This is a genomic window from Phenylobacterium sp. RIFCSPHIGHO2_01_FULL_69_31 (genome assembly GCF_001824475.1).
In the GTDB taxonomy this organism is placed as follows: Bacteria; Pseudomonadota; Alphaproteobacteria; order Caulobacterales; family Caulobacteraceae; genus Phenylobacterium.
Genome location: NZ_MHXN01000016.1, coordinates 103599 through 121406 on the forward strand (window position 1 = coordinate 103599; position 17808 = coordinate 121406).

The 17808-nt window shown below is 69.8% G+C and carries 19 protein-coding genes and 1 pseudogene; 18 read left to right on the forward strand and 2 right to left on the reverse strand.

From position 1 onward, the window contains the following. The first annotated feature begins 290 nt into the window (after positions 1-290). The 12 genes from coxB (at position 291) to A2790_RS12125 (ending at position 11845) form a co-directional block, all read left to right on the forward strand. Complete coding sequence (gene coxB / locus A2790_RS12070; protein WP_293391784.1) at positions 291-1286, forward strand: cytochrome c oxidase subunit II; 996 nt, start codon at positions 291-293, stop codon at positions 1284-1286. A gap of 18 nt (positions 1287-1304) precedes the next feature. Further along, positions 1305-2963, forward strand: coding sequence for a cytochrome c oxidase subunit I (gene ctaD, locus A2790_RS12075; RefSeq protein ID WP_293391786.1), 1659 nt, complete (start codon positions 1305-1307; stop codon positions 2961-2963). An 85-nt stretch (positions 2964-3048) separates the two neighbouring features. Beyond that, positions 3049-4020 (forward strand): heme o synthase, encoded by a 972-nt coding sequence (gene cyoE / locus A2790_RS12080; protein ID WP_293391789.1) that lies wholly within the window; start codon positions 3049-3051, stop codon positions 4018-4020. After that, positions 4017-4169 (forward strand): hypothetical protein, encoded by a 153-nt coding sequence (locus A2790_RS12085; RefSeq protein WP_197422513.1) that lies wholly within the window; start codon positions 4017-4019, stop codon positions 4167-4169. The genes cyoE and A2790_RS12085 overlap by 4 nt, the downstream gene beginning before the upstream one ends. Next, positions 4147-4737, forward strand: coding sequence for a cytochrome c oxidase assembly protein (locus tag A2790_RS12090; RefSeq protein ID WP_293391793.1), 591 nt, complete (start codon positions 4147-4149; stop codon positions 4735-4737). The genes A2790_RS12085 and A2790_RS12090 overlap by 23 nt, the downstream gene beginning before the upstream one ends. A gap of 131 nt (positions 4738-4868) precedes the next feature. Continuing rightward, on the forward strand, positions 4869-5741 hold the full coding sequence (locus A2790_RS12095; RefSeq protein WP_293391796.1) for a cytochrome c oxidase subunit 3: 873 nt from the start codon (positions 4869-4871) through the stop codon (positions 5739-5741). An 11-nt stretch (positions 5742-5752) separates the two neighbouring features. Beyond that, positions 5753-6112 (forward strand): DUF983 domain-containing protein, encoded by a 360-nt coding sequence (locus tag A2790_RS12100; RefSeq protein ID WP_293391798.1) that lies wholly within the window; start codon positions 5753-5755, stop codon positions 6110-6112. Beyond that, complete coding sequence (locus A2790_RS12105; RefSeq protein WP_293391800.1) at positions 6102-6824, forward strand: SURF1 family protein; 723 nt, start codon at positions 6102-6104, stop codon at positions 6822-6824. The genes A2790_RS12100 and A2790_RS12105 overlap by 11 nt, the downstream gene beginning before the upstream one ends. Next, positions 6825-8213, forward strand: a complete 1389-nt coding sequence (thrC, locus tag A2790_RS12110) for a threonine synthase (RefSeq protein ID WP_293391803.1) — start codon at positions 6825-6827, stop codon at positions 8211-8213. Then, positions 8210-9478 carry a pitrilysin family protein gene (locus tag A2790_RS12115; protein WP_293391806.1) on the forward strand — a complete coding sequence of 423 codons (1269 nt, stop codon included), beginning with the start codon at positions 8210-8212 and terminating at the stop codon, positions 9476-9478. Before thrC ends, A2790_RS12115 begins: the two co-directional genes overlap by 4 nt. 58 nt (positions 9479-9536) lie before the next feature. Next, complete coding sequence (locus A2790_RS12120) at positions 9537-10148, forward strand: GNAT family protein (RefSeq protein ID WP_293391809.1); 612 nt, start codon at positions 9537-9539, stop codon at positions 10146-10148. 38 nt (positions 10149-10186) lie between these two features. Continuing rightward, positions 10187-11845, forward strand: a complete 1659-nt coding sequence (locus A2790_RS12125; RefSeq protein ID WP_293391812.1) for a bifunctional diguanylate cyclase/phosphodiesterase — start codon at positions 10187-10189, stop codon at positions 11843-11845. A 4-nt stretch (positions 11846-11849) separates the two neighbouring features. Here the strand turns inward: A2790_RS12125 and A2790_RS12130 are convergent, their stop codons facing one another. Continuing rightward, entirely contained in the window at positions 11850-12413 is a 564-nt protein-coding gene (locus tag A2790_RS12130) for a YqgE/AlgH family protein (protein ID WP_293391815.1), read from the reverse strand. Positions 12414-12539: 126 nt separating this feature from the next. Here A2790_RS12130 and A2790_RS12135 point away from each other — a divergent pair, with 126 nt between their 5' ends. The 6 genes and pseudogenes from A2790_RS12135 to A2790_RS12155 all read left to right on the forward strand — a co-directional run bounded on the left by A2790_RS12135 (position 12540) and on the right by A2790_RS12155 (position 17348). Then, a complete protein-coding gene (locus A2790_RS12135; protein ID WP_293391818.1) occupies positions 12540-13022 on the forward strand; it encodes a peroxiredoxin in 483 nt (160 codons plus the stop codon). 178 nt (positions 13023-13200) lie between these two features. Beyond that, entirely contained in the window at positions 13201-13413 is a 213-nt protein-coding gene (locus tag A2790_RS12140) for a DUF4287 domain-containing protein (protein WP_293391821.1), read from the forward strand. 144 nt (positions 13414-13557) lie between these two features. Beyond that, entirely contained in the window at positions 13558-13986 is a 429-nt protein-coding gene (locus tag A2790_RS12145; protein WP_293391824.1) for a nuclear transport factor 2 family protein, read from the forward strand. A 54-nt stretch (positions 13987-14040) separates the two neighbouring features. After that, positions 14041-14409 carry a hypothetical protein gene (locus A2790_RS12150; protein ID WP_293391827.1) on the forward strand — a complete coding sequence of 123 codons (369 nt, stop codon included), beginning with the start codon at positions 14041-14043 and terminating at the stop codon, positions 14407-14409. Positions 14410-14698: 289 nt separating this feature from the next. Beyond that, a pseudogene (locus A2790_RS24445) lies at positions 14699-14956 on the forward strand (PAS domain-containing protein); the annotation flags it as partial. A gap of 1 nt (position 14957) precedes the next feature. Next, the gene (locus A2790_RS12155) at positions 14958-17348 is read left to right on the forward strand and encodes a PAS domain S-box protein (RefSeq protein WP_293391830.1); all 2391 of its coding nucleotides are present in this window, start codon (positions 14958-14960) and stop codon (positions 17346-17348) included. Here A2790_RS12155 and A2790_RS12160 read toward each other — a convergent pair. Next, the gene (locus A2790_RS12160; protein ID WP_293391833.1) at positions 17345-17767 is read right to left on the reverse strand and encodes a GFA family protein; all 423 of its coding nucleotides are present in this window, start codon (positions 17765-17767) and stop codon (positions 17345-17347) included. The genes A2790_RS12155 and A2790_RS12160 overlap by 4 nt on opposite strands. Positions 17768-17808 lie beyond the last annotated feature (41 nt).

Here is a 17808-nt window from a genome sequence, read left to right on the forward strand (position 1 = left end):
TGTCTCCGGCCAGGCCTGCGTCATGTTGGCCCGCCGATCGAATTCACGCTGGATCGCGCCCCGTTCGTCGGGGCTCAGGCGTATCGGGAACGGCCTCCGATAACGGGGTGCGGCGGAACCACCCCCCGTAAGGGCCGCCAACGCCTTGGCAAGCTCCAGGGATGCGCGTATGGACCCCCGCGAAGGGGCCGATCGGGCGTCGCGAAAGCTGCGTCTGCGCGTCCCGTTCCGAAGTCGTCGGAGGCGCCCGCCCGGTTCGCGGGGTCCCCGGCCAGATAGACCGAGGGGACATGAAGTCGAGCTTTCACGGATTGCGGACGCGGGCGGCGGGGGCCCTCGCGGGCGCGGCGACGGCGTTCTGGGGCGCCGCGGCGATGGCCGCCGACAAGTTCGGCCAGCCGACGGACAAGGCGATCGACCTGCAGCCGGGCGTGACGCCCCTGCGCGACGACGCCATCTGGTTCCACAACGTGATCCTGCTGCCGATCATCACGGTCATCACGCTGTTCGTGCTGGCCCTGCTGGTCTGGGTGGTGGTGCGCTACAACAAGCGCGCCAATCCGGTGCCGGCGAAGTGGAGCCACAACACGCTCATCGAGGTGGTGTGGACCCTGGCGCCGGTGCTGATCCTGGTCTTCATCTCGATCTTCTCGTTCCGGCTGCTGTTCGCCTACAACGACATGCCCAAGCCGGACCTGACCATCAAGGCGACGGGCTACCAGTGGTACTGGGGCTATGAGTACCCCGACCAGAAGATCGGCGAGTTCGTCTCCAACATGCTGCCGGAAGACGAAGCCAAGGCGAAGGACGTGCCGTTCCGCCTGGCCGCCAACGAGCCGATGGTGGTGCCGGTGAACAAGGTGGTGCGGGTCCAGGTGACCGGCGCCGACGTGATCCACGCCTTCGCGGTGCCCTCCTTCGGCGTCATCACCGACGCGATCCCGGGCCGCCTGAACGAGACCTGGTTCAAGGCCAACCGCATCGGCACCTACTACGGCAACTGCCGCGAGCTGTGCGGCGTGGACCACGCGTTCATGCCCATCGAGGTCCGCGTGGTGAGCCAGGCCGACTTCGACGCCTGGGTCGCCAGCAAGGGCGGCTCCAAGGCGGGCGCTGCGCCGGCCGTTTCCGCCGCGGCCCCGGCCGCCGCGGACGCCGCCGCCGCGGGCCAGCCGGCCGCCGCGACCTCGCAGGTCAATCCCGCCGCTCCGCCTCCCGCGACGCCCGAGCCCAAGGCTCCCGCCGCCGCCACCACGCCTGCGCCCTCGGCGCCGGCTGCGAAATAACCTCAGGATCCGCGTAAGATGGCTCAAGCCGCCGCTCACGATCACCACGACGACCACGGGGAGCACAAACCCGGGTTCTTCGTCCGCTGGTTCTTCTCCACGAACCACAAGGACATCGGCACGCTCTACATCATCTTCGCCATCATGGCGGGGATCGTGGGCGGCGCCCTGTCCGGCCTCATCCGCTGGGAGTTGATGGAGCCCGGCATCCAGGTCTTCACCAAGGGCAGCCTGCTGGACAGCCTGGGGATGATCGAGGCCTCGAAGCACGGCTACAACGCCGTGGTCACCGCCCACGCCCTGATCATGATCTTCTTCATGGTCATGCCGGCGATGATCGGCGGGTTCGGGAACTGGTTCGTGCCGCTGATGATCGGCGCGCCGGACATGGCCTTCCCGCGGATGAACAACATCTCCTTCTGGCTGCTGGTGGCGGCCTGGGTGCTGCTGCTCTGCTCGATGTTCGTCGACGGCGGCCCGGGCAAGGGCTTCGGCGGCGGCTGGACGCTCTATCCGCCGCTCTCCACCACGGGCCACACCGGGCCGTCGATGGACCTGGCGATCCTGTCGGTCCACCTGGCCGGCGCCAGCTCGATCCTGGGCTCGATCAACTTCATCACCACGATCTTCAACATGCGCGCGCCGGGGATGACCCTGCACCGCATGCCGCTGTTCGTCTGGTCGGTGCTGGTGACCGTGTTCCTGCTGCTGCTCTCGCTGCCCGTGCTGGCCGGCGCGATCACGATGCTGCTCACGGACCGCAACTTCAACACGCACTTCTTCGACGCCGCCGGCGGCGGCGACCCGGTCATGTACCAGCACCTGTTCTGGTTCTTCGGGCACCCGGAGGTGTACATCCTGATCCTGCCCGGCTTCGGCATGATCTCGCACATCGTGGCCACGTTCTCGCGCAAGCCGGTCTTCGGCTACCTCGCGATGGCCTACGCCATGGTCGCCATCGGCTTCATCGGCTTCGTCGTGTGGGCGCACCACATGTACACGGTCGGCATGGGCATCGAGCTGCGCGCCTACTTCGTGGCCGCCACCATGGTGATCGCCGTGCCCACGGGCGTGAAGGTGTTCAGCTGGATCGCCACGATGTGGGGCGGCTCCATCGACTTCAAGACGCCCATGCTGTGGGCGATCGGCTTCATCTTCCTGTTCACGGTGGGCGGCGTCACGGGCGTGGTTCTGGCCAACGCCGGCATCGACTACAGCCTGCACGACACCTACTACGTGGTGGCCCACTTCCACTACGTGCTGTCGCTCGGCGCCGTGTTCGCGATCTTCGCGGGCTTCTACTACTGGTTCGAGAAGATGTGGGGCGTGAAGTACAATGAGTTCCTCGGCGCCGTGCACTTCTGGATCACCTTCGTCGGCGTGAACCTGATCTTCTTCCCGCAGCACTTCCTGGGCCTCCAGGGCATGCCGCGCCGCTACATCGACTATCCGGAAGGCTTCGCCTACTGGAACAAGATCTCGACCTACGGCTACGTGATCACCGCCGTGGGCGTGGTGGTGTTCCTGTTCATCCTGCTGGAGGCGGCTGTCCGTCGCCGCAAGGCCGAGGCGAACCCCTGGGGCGAAGGCGCCACGACGCTGGAGTGGACGCTGTCCTCGCCGCCGCCGTTCCACCAGTTCAACGAACTGCCGGTGGTCAAGCCCGACGTCCACTAAGGACCCGCGGCCCCGTCCGGGACCACATTCGGGGGGCGCGCGCCGGACGGTGCGCGCCCTTCGGACATTCTGAGAGTAAGATCGCATGGCCATGGCCACGGCCCACACCAATCCGCGCGCGATCGCCCGCTGGCAGGACTTCCTCCAGCTGCTGAAGCCGCGCGTGATGTCGCTGGTGATCTTCACCGCCCTGACCGGGCTCGTCTGCGCGCCGGACCGGATCAACCCGATCCTGGCGGCCGTGGCGGTGCTGTGCATCGCCGTGGGCGCCGGCGCGTCCGCCGCGCTGAACATGTGGTACGACGCCGACATCGACGCGAAGATGCGCCGCACGCGCGGCCGTCCGGTGCCGGCGGGGCGGGTGCAGGGCGCCGACGCCCTGGCCCTGGGCGTGGTGCTGTCGCTGTTCTCGGTGATGCTGATGGGGATGGCGGTGAACTGGTTCGCCGCGGGCCTCTTGGCCTTCACCATCGTCTTCTACGCCGTGGTCTACACCATGTGGCTGAAGCGGTGGACCGCGCAGAACATCGTCATCGGCGGGCTGGCCGGCGCGCTGCCGCCGGTGATCGGCTGGGCCGCGGCGAGCGGCACGGCGCCGCTGAACGCCTGGCTGCTGTGCGCCATCATCTTCATGTGGACGCCGCCCCACTTCTGGGCCCTGTCGCTCTATACGTCCGAGGACTACGCCAAGGCCGGCGTGCCGATGATGCCCGTGGTCAAGGGCGCCTCATCCACGCGCCTCCAGATTCTGATCTACAGCCTCCTGCTGATCCCGGTCTGCGTGGCGCCCGCCTTCACGGGCCTGGGCGGCCTCGGCTACCTGGCGGTGTCCACCCTGGGCGGGTTGGTGTTCCTGCTGCTGGCCTGGCGGCTCTACCGCAGCCGGGCGGGCGAGGCGGCCGATCCCCGCAACGACGACGGCCTCTACGACGTGCGGGCCGGCGCGCGGGACGCCCGCAACCTGTTCGCCTTTTCGATCCTGTACCTGGCGCTGCTGTTCGCGACCCTTTTGGCCGAACACCTGATGGGCGCGCGCCCCCTGGAGCTGTTCCGATGAGCGATCCCGGCCGCGAGGACGAAGCCGCCGCCAAGGCCCGACGGGGCCGCAACATCGCCATCGCCCTAGGGCTCGTGGCGTTCGTGATCCTGGTCTATGTGGTCACCGTGGTGAGGATGGGTGCAAGTGTCGCAGACCGGCCTTTCTGAGATCGAGCGCAAGCGGAACGCCAAGGTCGCGGTCATCTGCGCCTTCACGTTCTTCGGCATGATCGGCGCCTCATTCGCGGCGGTCCCGATCTATCGCGCCTTCTGCCAGCTTACCGGCTTCGACGGCACCCCCCGGCGCGCGACCGCCGCCGCGGATACGGTGCTTGGCCGGACGCTGACCATCCGCTTCGACGCCAACGTCCGCGACCTGCCCTGGACCTTCACCGCCGAACAGGTCTCCCAGGAGGCCAAGATCGGCGAGACGAAGATCGCCTTCTTCAAGGTGACGAACAATTCGGACAAGCCGATCACCGGCCGGGCGCTGTTCAACGTCGTGCCCGAGCAGGCGGGGCCCTACTTCCAGAAGCTGCAGTGCTTCTGCTTCGAGGATCAGACCATCGCGCCGGGCGCCACGATCGACATGCCGGTGCTCTATTACGTCGACCCGAAGTTCGTCGACGACATCAACACCAAGGGCAAGCAGGAGGTGACGCTGAGTTACACCTTCTTCCCCAGCACCTCGAAGCAGGCGCAGGCTGCGCCGCCCAGCCCGCACAAGGGCGGCTGACGCGGCACAAGGAGGCCGGGGACGGGCCTTTCCCCCTTGGCGAACCGTTCGCCCGAGGGCTATAGCGTCCCGAAAGTTTGCTGCGCGCGAGTCCGCTGGCGCGTGGGGGATATCTGAGGGGTTAGGCAGCAATGGCCGCTGGCGTGAAGCACGACTACCACCTGGTCAATCCGAGCCCGTGGCCGCTCGTCGGTTCCATCGCGGCGACGGTGATGGCGATCGGCGGCGTGGTGTGGATGAAGGGCCTGTTCGGCCTGCCTCAGCACAGCTCGTGGCTGTTCTTCGCGGGCCTGGCCGGCGTCCTCTTCACCATGGTCGGCTGGTGGGCCGACGTGATCAAGGAAGCCAACGCGGGCGACCACACGCCGGTCGTCTCCATCGGCCTGCGCTACGGGATGGTGTTGTTCATCGCCTCGGAGGTGATGTTCTTCGTTGCGTGGTTCTGGATCTTCTTCGAGATGGCCCTGTTCCACGGGAATCGGACGCTGGCTCCCATCGAGGAAGTCGCGACCGCCTGGGCCGCCTGGCCGCCGAAGGGCATCGAGACCGTGCCGGCCTTCCAGCTGCCGCTGGTCAACACCCTCATCCTGCTGCTGTCGGGCACGACGGTCACCTGGGCCCACCACGCGCTCCAGGTCGGCGACCGCAAGAGCGCCAAGGTCGGCCTGCTGCTGACCGTCCTCCTGGGCGTGCTGTTCACGGCCGTCCAGGTCTACGAGTACCAGCACATCCTCGAGCACAAGTACTTCTTCGGCGCCGAGGGCCAGGAGAACTCGGGCCTCTACGGTTCGACATTCTTCATGGCGACCGGCTTCCACGGCTTCCACGTCCTCATCGGCACCATCTTCCTCCTGGTGTGCCTGGTGCGCCTGATGCGCGGCGGCTTCACGCCCAAGCAGCACTTCGGCTTCGAGGCGGCCGCCTGGTACTGGCACTTCGTCGACGTGGTGTGGCTGTTCCTGTTCGCCTTCATCTACGTGATCTTCGGCGGGCCGGCGCACTAAAGGCCCGGGATGTGAGCAAGCCCCATCCGCTGCTGGCGGGCCTTTCCGGCCGCTGCCCCAATTGCGGAGAGGGCTTCCTCTTCGACGGTTTCCTGAAGGTGGCGCCCGCCTGCGAGGCGTGCGGCTACGACTTCTCCAAGGCCGACTCGGGCGATGGCCCGGCGGTGTTCGTGATCCTGATCGCGGGCTTCGCCGTGGCCTTCGCGGCCGTCTTCACCGAGTTCACGGTCCACCCGCCGATCTGGGTCCACCTGATCCTCTGGCTCCCGGCGACGCTGATTCTTTCGCTGGGACTGATGCGTCCGCTCAAGGGCGCCATGCTCGCCGCGCAGTTCATGAACCGGGCGTCCGAAGCGCGCCATGACCACTGACCGCGGCCGGGGGTTCCCGGTCGGGCTGACGGTCGCGACCGCGATCGCCCTGGCGATCCTGCTGGCTCTCGGGACTTGGCAGCTCCAGCGCCTCCACTGGAAGCGCGATCTCCTCGCCCGCATCGACGCCCTCCAGGCCGCCCCCGCCCAGCCGCTGGGCCCGGTGCTGGACCGCGTGGCCCAGGGCGGCGATGCGGACTTCACGCGGGTCAGGGCGATCTGTCCCGGGATCGCGACCGCGCCCTATCTCGAGCTCTATGGTCTGCGCGACGGACAGCCGGGCGTCCGGCTCATTTCGGCGTGCAGGACCGACAGCGCTCGCTACCGCACGATCCTGGTGGACCGCGGCTTCGTCGCCGACACCGTCTCCGCCCGGCCGCCGGTCGACCGCGCCGCCGCAGCTCCGGTGGAGGTGACCGGGGTGCTGCGCGAGCCCGAGCCCGGCAACAGCTTCTCCCCGCCCAACCAGCCCGCCCGCTGGTACACCCGCGACGTGGCGGCGATGGCGGCCGCCCTGGGGTCGCCCGATCCTGCGCCCCTGTTCCTGATGGCCGAGACGGCCACCAATCCGGCGTGGAGCGCCCTCGTCCCGGCCCCCATTCCCGCGGTCATCTCCAACCGGCACCTGGAGTACGCCCTGACCTGGTATGGCCTTGCCGCTGCCTTGCTCGGCGTCTATGCCGCCATGCTCTTCAAACGCCGGAAGAAATAGATGCGCTACGTCTCGACCCGCGGCCAGGCCGCCCAGGTCGGCTTCACCGATGCGGTGCTGGGCGGGCTCGCCCCGGACGGCGGCCTCTATGTGCCCGAGGCGTGGCCGACCTTCACGCGCGACGAGATCGCCGCCTTCGCCGGCATGCCCTACGCCCAGGTGGCGGCGGCGGTGCTGGGCAAGTTCGCCGGGGACGAGATCGGCGCCGCCGACATGCGGGCCATGTGCGAGGAGGCCTACGGGACCTTCAGCCACAAGGCGGTGGTGCCGCTGGTGCAGATCGCGCCGCAGACCTTCATCGCCGAGCTATTCCATGGCCCCAGCCTCGCGTTCAAGGACGTGGCCATGCAGATCCTGGCCCGGTTGTACGACCACATCCTGGGCAAGCAGGGGCGCAGGCAGGCGATCCTCTGCGCCACCTCCGGCGATACCGGCGGCGCGGCCGTCGAGGCGTTCCGGGGCGCGAAGAATGTCGGGGTGGTGGTCATGTTCCCCGAGGGCCGGATCAGCGAGGTCCAGCGCCGGTTCATGACCACGGCCGAGGAGACGAATATCGCCTGCGTGGCGGTGAAGGGCACCTTCGACGACTGCCAGGCGATCCTGAAGAACGCCTTCCAGGACCAGGCGCTGCGGCAGGCGGTGGACCTGGCGGCGGTGAACTCGATCAACTTCGCCCGCATCGCCGCCCAGGCGGTCTACTACTTCACCACGGCGGCGGCGCTGGGCGCGCCGGACCGCGAGGTGAACTTCGTGGTCCCCTCCGGCAACTTCGGCGACGCCTTCGCCGGCTATGTGGCCATGAAGATGGGCCTGCCGATCAAGCGGATCGTGGTGGCGACCAATTCCAACGACATTCTGGCGCGCGCCTTCGCCACCGGCCGCTACGCCCGCGGAACCGTGCAGCCCACCCTGTCGCCGGCCATGGACATCCAGTCGGCCTCGAACTTCGAGCGGCTCTATTTCGAGGGCGTGCAGCGCGAGGCGGTCGAGACGGCCCGCGCGTTCGAGGCCTTCGGAAAGGTGGGCGTCATCGACATTCCGCCGGGCGCGCTGTCGGCCATGCAGGCCACCTTCACCGGCGTCGGCATCGGCGAGGACGAGACGCTCCGCGCCATCGTCTCCACCCTGAACGAGACCGGGGAACTGATCGACCCGCACACGGCGGTGGCCGTCTCCGCCCTGCGCCATGTGGAGCTGGAGGGGCCGGCCGTGGTGCTGTCGACGGCGCACGCGGCCAAGTTCCCCGAGGACGTCGCCAAGGCGTGCGGTGTCGAGCCGCAACTGCCGCGCGGCTTCGCCAGCATGGCCGGGCGGCCCGAACGCTTCGACCGCCTGCCCGGCGAGGCCGACACCATCAAGGCCTACGTCCGCGCGTTCGCCGAGCGGTGACGGGTCCCAGGGTTCATAGGCTGGCCAACGGCGTGCGGGTGGTCTGCGACCCGCTGCCCGGCTGGCAGACGGTGGCGCTGTCGGTGGTCGCCGGCCGCGGCGCGCGGTTCGAGGACGCCGCCCACTCCGGCTGGTCGCACCTGCTCGAGCACATGGTGTTCAAGGGGGCCGGCGGCCGCTCCGCCAAGCAGATCGTCGAGGTCATCGAGGCCGAGGGCGGGCACATCAACGCCGCCACGGGCTACGAGCGGACCAGCTTCCAGGTCCGCGCCCTCAAGCACGGACTGGACCTCGGTTCGTCGGTGATTTCGGACCTCGTCCTGCGGCCGACCATGGACGCCGCCGACCTCGCCCGCGAGAAGCAGGTGGTGGGCCAGGAGATCGCCGAGGCCGCCGACACCCCGGACGATCTGGTGTTCGAACTGGCCCAGGCCGCCGCCTTTGCCGGGCAGCCGCTGGGCCGGCCGATCCTGGGCACGGTACAGTCGATCAAGGCGGCGACGCCGCAGACCCTGGGCGCCTGGCGCAGCGCGCTCTATGCGCCCGAGACCCTGGTGGTCAGCGCCGCCGGCGCGGTGGATGAGGACGAGCTGCTACGCCTGGCCGAGCGCGACTTCGGCGCGGCGGCGGGCGAGGGGCTGGCGGCGGCCGAGCCGGCCGCGTTCGCTGGGGGGACCAGCACCGTGGCCAAGCGCCTGGAGCAGGCGAACCTCGTGTTCCTGCTGCCGGCGGTGGGGGTGAAGGACCCGGACTACTTCGCCCTGCGCCTGCTGGCCGAGATCCTGGGCGGCGGCATGGCTTCGCGGCTGTTCCAGGAGGCGCGCGAGGCGCGGGGCCTGGCCTATGCCATCGACGCCTATTCCGAGACCTATGCCGACACCGGGATCCTGGGCGTGTTCGCAGGCTGCGACGCGAAGGACGCCGGCGAGCTCGCCGAGGTGACGGCCCAGCAGATCCGCCTGCTGGCCGATCCGGTCGGCGACGTGGAGCTCTCGCGGGGCAAGGCCCAGCTCAAGGGCTCGATGTTCATGGGCCGCGAGTCGGCGCTGGCGCGCGCCGAACAGGCCGCCGGCCAGGTGCTGTTGTTCGGCGAGACACTGGACCCGGAGGCGGTGGCCGCGGAGGTCGACACCGTGACGCCCGGACAGATCGCCGATCTGGTGGCGAAGATCCTGGCCCCTGCCCGGTCGGCCACCGCCATCCTTGGGCCGAAGGCCTCGCTGCCGGCGGCGGAGCGGTTCGAACAGGCCCTGTTCGGCGTGTGACCGGAGCCGAAAGCCGCGCCTCTTGACCCCGCGCCGAATTGCGCGAGGCTCGGCGTCCATGGCCCTGCTGGACTGGATCGCGCCGGAAAGCGGCCTTCGTGTCGAAGGCCAGGGCGTCTGGCTGCGTCCGCCGCGCGCCGGCGACTTCGCCGAGTGGCGGGAACTGCGGGCCCAGAGCCGGGGGTTCCTGCAGCCGTGGGAGCCGACCTGGCCCGCCGACGACCTCTCCCGCGCCGCCTTCCGCCGCCGCCTGCTGGCCTATGCCCGCGACCGCGAGATCGGGCTGGCCTATCCCTTCTTCATCTTCCGCAGCTCGGACGATGCGCTGACCGGCGGCATCACCCTGTCGAACGTCCGGCGCGGCGTGGCCCAGATGGGGTCGGTGGGCTACTGGTGCGGCCGGCCCTACGTCCGCCAGGGGCTGACCCTGGCCGCCGTGCGGGCGCTGTCGGAGTTCGCCTTCCGGACCCTGGGGCTCCACCGCCTGGAGGCGGCGTGCATTCCCGACAACCAGCCGTCCCGGACCCTGCTCAGGAAGGCGGGGTTCCAGGAGGAGGGATTCGCGCAGGCTTATCTTAAAATTAACGGCGATTGGCGAGACCATGTTCTGTTCGGCTTGGTGACCCCGTACCGGGATCGCGAGGGGCCGGACGAGGGGGTGTCGGTCTAGGCCCATGCCCCGAAACACGGACTCGAATTCGGGACGGAATGGCCAACGACCGTTGGATGTGGGACGCGACGGCCACGCTCGAGGCGCTCGGGGCGGCGGAGGTCGCGCTGTGGGTCTGGGAGCCGGAGAAGGATCGCCTGCGCCTGACCGGGGCCACCCGCGCCCTGGGCCTGGGTCCGCTCGCGCCCGACTGCTCGTCCGCCGCCCTCCGCGCCCTGGCCCTGCCGCAGGACCGCGCCATCGCCGAAGACATCCTGCGCCAGCAGCCCCCAGGCGGCGAGGTGGCCGTCCGCCTGCGCCTGCGCGGCGGCAGCCCCTGCATCTGGCGGGGCGTGTGGCTGGAAGAGGGCGTCCGCGCCGCGGGCGTGGTGGCCGCCGAGGTTCGGTTCGCCGCCTCGGGTCTCGACCACCTGACGGGCCTGGCCGACCGCAAGAGCTTCATCACCCTGGCGCGCGAGCGGCTGCAGACGCCCGGTCAGTACGAGCTGATCGTCGCCGACCTGGACCGCCTGCGCCGCCTGAACGAGGCCCTGGGCCACGAGCGCGCCGACTTGGTGCTGGCTGCGCTGGGCTCGCGCCTGGCCGCCGCCTTCCCGCCGGGCGCTCTTCTGGCCCGCATCGGCGAGGACGAGTTCGCCGCCCTGGCCCCCGTCACCGCCTCGCCGGGCGCCGAGACGCTGCGCCGTGCGCTGGAGCAGCCGCTGCGCGTGGCCGGCTTCGACATCCACCCGACCCTCTCCATCGGCGCCGTCGAGGCGCCGGGTGGCGAGGAAGCCCCGGAGGCCGCCGAACTGCTGCGCCGCGCCGAGCTGGCGGTGGAAGCGGCCAAGAGCAACGGCCGCGGCGGCGCGGCCGCCTATGGCCGCAGCCTGGAAACCGATGGCCTGTCGCGGCTGGCCCTGGAAGGCGACCTCAAGGGCGCCCTGCGCCGGGGCGAGCTGACCCCCTTCTATCAGCCGATCGTGCGCCTCTCGACCGGCGCCCTGTCCGGCTTCGAGGCGTTGGTCCGCTGGCGCCACCCGCGCCGGGGGCTCCTGATGCCCGAGCAGTTCCTGCCGCTCTGCGACGAGATGGGCCTGATGCCCGAGCTGGGCGCCATGATGATGCGCGAGGCGTCCCGCCAGCTCGGGACCTGGCGCAAGCGCCACCGCGCGGCCGGCGAGCTGACCGTGGCGGTGAACCTGTCCACCGGCGAGCTGGAGCGCCCCGACCTGGTGTCGGACGTGGAGCACATCCGCCGCGAGACCGACCTGCCGCCTGGCGCGCTGAAGCTGGAGGTCACCGAGAGCGACGTCATGCGCGACCCGGATAAGGCCGCCGTGATCCTGCGCTCGCTGCGCGCCGCGGGCGCCGCCCTGGCCCTGGACGACTTCGGCACCGGCTTCTCGTCGCTGAGCTACCTGACCCGGCTGCCGTTCGACACTCTGAAGATCGACCGCTACTTCGTGCGCACCATGGCCACCAACGAGGGCTCGGCGAAGATCGTCTCCTCGGTGGTCAAGCTGGGCCAGGACCTGGACATGGAAGTGGTGGCCGAGGGCGTCGAGAACGCCGGCATGGCGCGCCACCTGCTGTCGCTGGGCTGCGACTACGGCCAGGGGTTCGGCTACGCCCCGGCCCTCTCGGCCCAGGAGGCCGAGGTCTACCTCAACGAGAGCTATGTCGACGGCGCGGCGCCGGTGAAGGCCCGCGGCTGACGCCTCAGGCCTGTCCGGCCTCGGCGCTCAGGAACTGCGGATCGATACCCAACTTGCCGAGAGCCCGCGCCCACTTGGTGTCGTAGTCGTCGTCGAAGACCAGGGCCTCGTCCGCCTCGACGGTCAGCCACACGTTCTGGCGGATCTCGCGCTCCAGCTGGCCTGCGCCCCATCCCGCGTACCCGAGTGTCAGGATCGCCCGCCGCGGCTGGGGATCGCGCCGGCCCATGGCCTCCAGCACCTCGCGGGTGGTAGTGAGCGACAGGCCCCCGCCGAGGTCCAGGCTGTGCTCGGCGTGGTAGTCGTCGGTGTGGACGACGAAGCCGCGCTCCATCTCCACCGGCCCGCCCAGCAGCACCAGATCCTCGTCGACGTCGGCGTCGGCCTTGATCTCGAGCCGCTCCAGCAGATCGGGCACCGTCAGCCCCTCGATCGGCCGGTTCACCGCGATGCCCATGGCATGGTCGTGATCGTGCGCGCACAGTAGCACCAGCGACCGCTCGAACCGCGGGTCGCCGATCCCCGGCATGGCGATGAGCATCTGCCCCGAGAGGAAACCACCTTCCATCGATCCACAGATTCTGCCGGATGATGGCGACATCAAGGGGTGGAAGCCCCTATCTGCGGAAAACGAGGTTACCGCAGGGCCTCGTTCCCGTTATCTGCGCATCGAAACCGCTCAAGGAGACCTCCGATGACGATCAAGGTTGGCGACAAGCTGCCCAACGTGACCCTGACCCAGGCCACGGCCGAGGGGCCGAAGCCCGTCCAGACCGAGGACTTCTTCAAGGGCAAGACGGTGGCGCTGTTCGCCGTGCCGGGCGCCTTCACCCCCACCTGCTCGGCCAAGCACCTGCCGGGCTTCAAGCAGCATGCGCCGGACCTGAAGGCCAAGGGCGTCGACGAGATCGCCTGCCTGTCGGTGAACGACGCCTTCGTCATGCGCGCGTGGGGCGAAGACCAGGCGGTGGGCGAGGACATCGTCATGCTCGGCGACGGCAACGGCGCCTTCACCGACGCCGTGGGCCTGGCCATGGACGGCAGCAAGTTCGGCATGGGCAAGCGCTCGCAGCGCTATTCCATGATCGTCAAGGACGGCGTTGTCAGCGAGCTGAACGTCGAGGCGGGCGGCGAATTCAAGGTCTCCTCCGCCGACTACATGCTGGCCCAGCTCTAGGCGGACGGGCTCCGGCCGAAAATCCAGGCGAGCGGGCCGCAGCGGCGGCCCGTTCCGCTCGGCGCTTTGGTGCTCGGCCTCCGCCGCCAGGGCTCCCGGCGGCACGAAAAAGCCAGAGCGCGTGTCGGCCGGGCGGCGCGCCGTTCGTCATCAAGAGCGAGAGCAGGAGGATCGTGCCATGGCCGATGAGCGCATCAAGGGACCCCAGTCCTACTTCCCCTCGATCGAGAAGACCTACGGGCGCCCGATCTCGGAGTGGCAGGCGCTGGTCCGCCAGCGGTGTCCGGCCAAGCACATGGAGCTCGTGGCCATGCTGAAGAGCGAGCACGGCATGGGACACGGGCATGCCAACGCCATCGTCGCGCACACGCTGGCGGAAGACCGGGGATAGGCCGCCCGGCGTCAGGGCGCCGCCGGTTTCGCCGCCGGACGCCAGGGCCGCCCCCTTCGGGGCGGGGGCGCGGGATAAGGTCCGCGGCGCGTGTCGGGATCGGGCGGCCTCGTTCGTCCTTCGGGCCCAACCGGAGGAAAATCCATGCAGACCGACGATCGCTCTTCCACGCAGGTCGAGGCCGTGTTCGAGGCGCTCTCCGAAGCCTTGCGCGCGCGAGACGCCGCGGCGGTCGGCGCGCTGTTCGCGCCGGACGCGCGGATCTTCGACCTCGCTCCGCCGCTCGCCCATGGCTTCGACGGCCGGGGTCTGGCCGACTGGCTTGCCGGCTGGGACGGCCCGGTCGAGCAAAGCGCGTCCGATTTCGAGATCAAGGTCAGCGGCGACCTGGCCGTCTGTCACGGCCTGGTGCACGTCCAGACCACGCGCGGCGGGGAGGAAGCGAGCTGGTGGATGCGGGCCACCTATGCGCTCGCGCGGGACGACCGCGGCTGGCGCATCATCCATGAGCACACCTCTGTCCCCTTCTACATGGACGGCAGCTACCGCGCCGCCATCGACCTGGCGCCCTGAGAACGGGGGCGGACGAGCAGGCCGAAGCGGATGCGCAATAGGAAGGAGCACGAGATGGCTGACGACGATCACTACCTGGCGGTGTTCACCAGCGACAAGAACGGCCCCCGCTGGCGGGCCTGGTACGCCATGACCGACGAGGAGCGGCGGCGGACGGACGAGGTCGGGCTGGCGGCGCTGGCGGCCTGGGACGCGGCGCACCGCGACGTGATTGTCTACCCCGGCGGCCCGCTGGGTCCGACCAAGCGTACGACGGCCGAGGGCGTGTCGGACGTGGTCAACCAGCTGACGGTGTTCATGGTCGTGCGCGCACCATCTCACGAGGCGGCGGCCAAGCTGTTCGAAGGCCATCCGCACTGCACGATCTTCCCGTGCGACGGGGTGGAGGTGATGCCCCTGCTTGGCCCGAAGCCGCAGGACTAGGCGCGCGGCGCCTGGCCCAGACGGGGCTCCGTCCCCGCGATCAGGCGCTGGATGTTGGCGCGGTGGCGGGCGACGGGCCGGCGACGTTCGCGATCAAGAAGACCATGGCGGCGGGTCTACAGCCTTGGCGGCCGCAAGGTGAAGCGCGCCGGAACGGGCGCGCCGCGGCGGGTTGCCCGCGACCGTTCGACGCTGTGGTGCTCAAAATGCTGGAAGAACGAGGTCATGCGAACGAAACTGCGCGCGGCCTAGCTTGGAACAGGGTCGGCCCTGAGCGTCGGGACGGGGGATGAACTCAGCGAGCGATCACGAGGTGCGCCGGATCGCGGAAGGTACGGGCGACATCATCGTCAGCGTGGATCGCGCGGGCACGATCACCTATGCCTCGCCCGCCATCCGTACGTTCGGCTACGCGCCGGAGGACCTCGTCGGGCAAACCGGACTGGCGTTCGTTCACCCGAAGGACCGCGGCAGGTTCGCCGAAAACACTGCGGCGCTGCTGCGGGGCGAACTGATCGCGGGGACGGACCGCCAACACCGCTTCCGGCGTGCGGACGGCCGCTGGGCCTGGGTGGAAGGCGCCGCAGCTGCTGCGGGACGAAACCGGCGAACTGTTGGGGTTCGTGAACGCGCTGCGCGACGTCACAGCCCGCCGCCAGGCGGAGGCCGCGCTCCGCGAGAGCGAGGCGCGCTTCAAGCTGATCGCCGAGAGCTCGCCGGACATCATCCTCCAAACCGATCGCCGCGGGCGGATGGTGTTCGTTTCGCCGGCGGTCCGCGCCTATGGCTACGAGCCGGCCGACCTCCTCGGACGCGAGCAGGCTGAGTTCGTCCACGCGGACGACCTAGCGCAGGTGACCGCAAACCAGCGGCAGACGCTGCAGGACGAAGTGGTGGAGGATCCCGGCCGGCGGGCAAACCGGTACCGGACGGCGGACGGCCGGTGGATCTGGCTCGAGGGCAACCCCCGCGCTCTGCATGACGATGGCGGCGAGGTGATCGGCACGGTTAACGTCCTGCGGGACGTGACGACCCGGCGGGCGCAGTCCGATCTCTTCGAGACCGCCTTCGTCCATGCCGCCATCGGCAAGGCGCTGGTCGGCCTCGACGGCCGCTTCCTGCGGGTCAATGCGGCCTTCGCCCGAATGCTCGGCTACACGGCGACGGAACTGCTCGGCCTGGACTTCCAGACACTGACCCACCCGGACGACCTAGACACCGACCTCGCGCTGCTGGGCCAGCTGATCGGTGGAGAGATCGAGAGCTATACCCTGGACAAGCGCTACGTCCGGAAGGACGGCGCCCTGGTCTGGGGCCGCCTCGCCGCCTCGATGGTGCGTGGTCCGGACGGCGCGCCGACACACTTCATCGCTGAGATCCAGGACCAGACGGACCAGCATCGCGCCGAGACAGCCCTGCGGGAAAGCGAGGCGCGGCACCGGGTGATCGCGGAGGCGACGGTCGACGTGATCACCATGGCGCGCCTGGACGGGACCTTGACCTTCGTCAGCCCCTCAGTGCGCCAGATCGGCTACGAGCCGGAGCCTCTGATCGGTACGACGTTTGCCGCCAACGTCCACCCGGACGACCGCAAGGCCGTGTGGCGCAGCCTCAAGGAACTGATGGCCGGCGGTCCATGCAAGCGGCACCGCTGGCGCGCCCGGCATGGCCAGACCGGTGAGTGGCTATGGATGGATTCCGCGCCGAGCCTGACCCGTGACCCGGTGACCGGACGCCCCAACGGCTTGATCGATGTCGTGCGCGACATCTCCCGCCAGGTCGAGCAGGAGGAGGCGTTGAAGGCCGCCCGCGAAACGGCGGAGGCCGCCACCGCCGTGAAGGCCCAGTTCGTGGCGAACATGAGCCATGAAATCCGCAATCCCCTGACCGCCGTGATCGGATTCACCGACATGCTGCGCAAGTCGCCCACCCTGGCGACGTCGGACCGCGCCTACGTGGAACGCATCGCCGGCGCCGGCTCGGCCCTTCTGGCGATCGTCAACGACGTGCTCGACTTCTCGAAGCTGGAGTCAGGCATGGTGACGATCCGGCCGAAGCCCACGGCGCTGGCGGAGCTTGCTCGCGAATCCCTCCAGCTCTTCGAGGGGCAGGCCGCGGCCAAGGGCTTGGCCCTCGTGTTCAAGGCGGACGATCGGCTGCCGCCGATGGCGCTGCTGGACGGCGACCGGCTGCGGCAGATCCTGATCAACCTCACCGCCAACGCCGTGAAGTTCACCGACGCCGGCGCGGTCACCCTTCGGGCGCTTCGGGCCGGTGAGACAAAGGTCCGCTTCGAAGTCTCGGATACCGGCGCCGGCCTGTCGGAGGCCGATATGGCGCGGCTGTTCCAGCGGTTCACCCAGATCGACGGGGCCGACGCTGGGCGCCGGGGCGGCGCGGGCCTGGGCCTGGCCATCTGCAAGGGCCTGGCGGAGGCCATGGGGGGCGAGGTCGGCGTCGAGAGCACGCTGGGGATCGGCTCGACCTTCCACGTGACCCTTCCGCTGACGCCGGACACCACCCCGGCGGTGGCTGCGGAATCGCCTGTGGAGGGGGCGCCTTTGGCTGGGGTGCGGGTCCTGGTGGTCGACGATCACCCGGCCAACCGGGAACTCGCCGCCCTGCAACTCCAGTCGCTCGGCGCGGATGTCGCGACGGCCGAGAGCGGCATCGTCGCCCTGGATCACCTCGCCGCGCACCCCTTCGACGCCCTGCTCCTCGACCTTCGGATGCCGCATCTCGACGGCCCCGAGGTGCTGCGGCGCCTGCGCGCGCAGCCGGGGCCGAACCAGGCCATCCCCGTCGTGGCCTTCACCGCCGAAGTCCACGACGAGGGCACAGCGGCCCCGGAAGGCTTCGACGCCATGGTCGGCAAGCCGATCGACATCGCGGCGCTTGCCAGCGCCCTGTCCGCCGCTGTCGACCGGGCCAACACCTAGCCGGCGCCTGGGCTCCCAGCGTCGGCTGGCTTGGCCCGCGGCGCCACGCAGTCCTTGGGGAACCAGGGCAGGCGCTCCTCGGGGAAGAACTGGGCGGTCGGCGGGGGCAGGCGCTCCGGGTGATCCAGGGAGCCGACGTGGAGGTGCACCTCTCCGGGACGCTGGCCGCCCTGGCAGGTGAGCGTGGAGCCGCAGCGGGCGCAGAAGCCGCGCTGCATGCCGGGGGACGAGGCGAACCGGGTGATCGCGCCGCGGGTCGTCTCGAGGTCGGGTTCGTCGAAGGCGGCGAAGGCCGCGGCCGCCGCGCCGCTGTGCCGCCGGCAGCTCTCGCAATGGCACCAGGCGACCCACTTCGGGGCGCCGCGGGCCCGATAGCGGACGTCGCCGCAGAGGCAGCCGCCCTCCCACGTCTCGCTCATCGCTGGCTCTCCTCCAACCTCCGCGCACGTTGCCCAGGCGA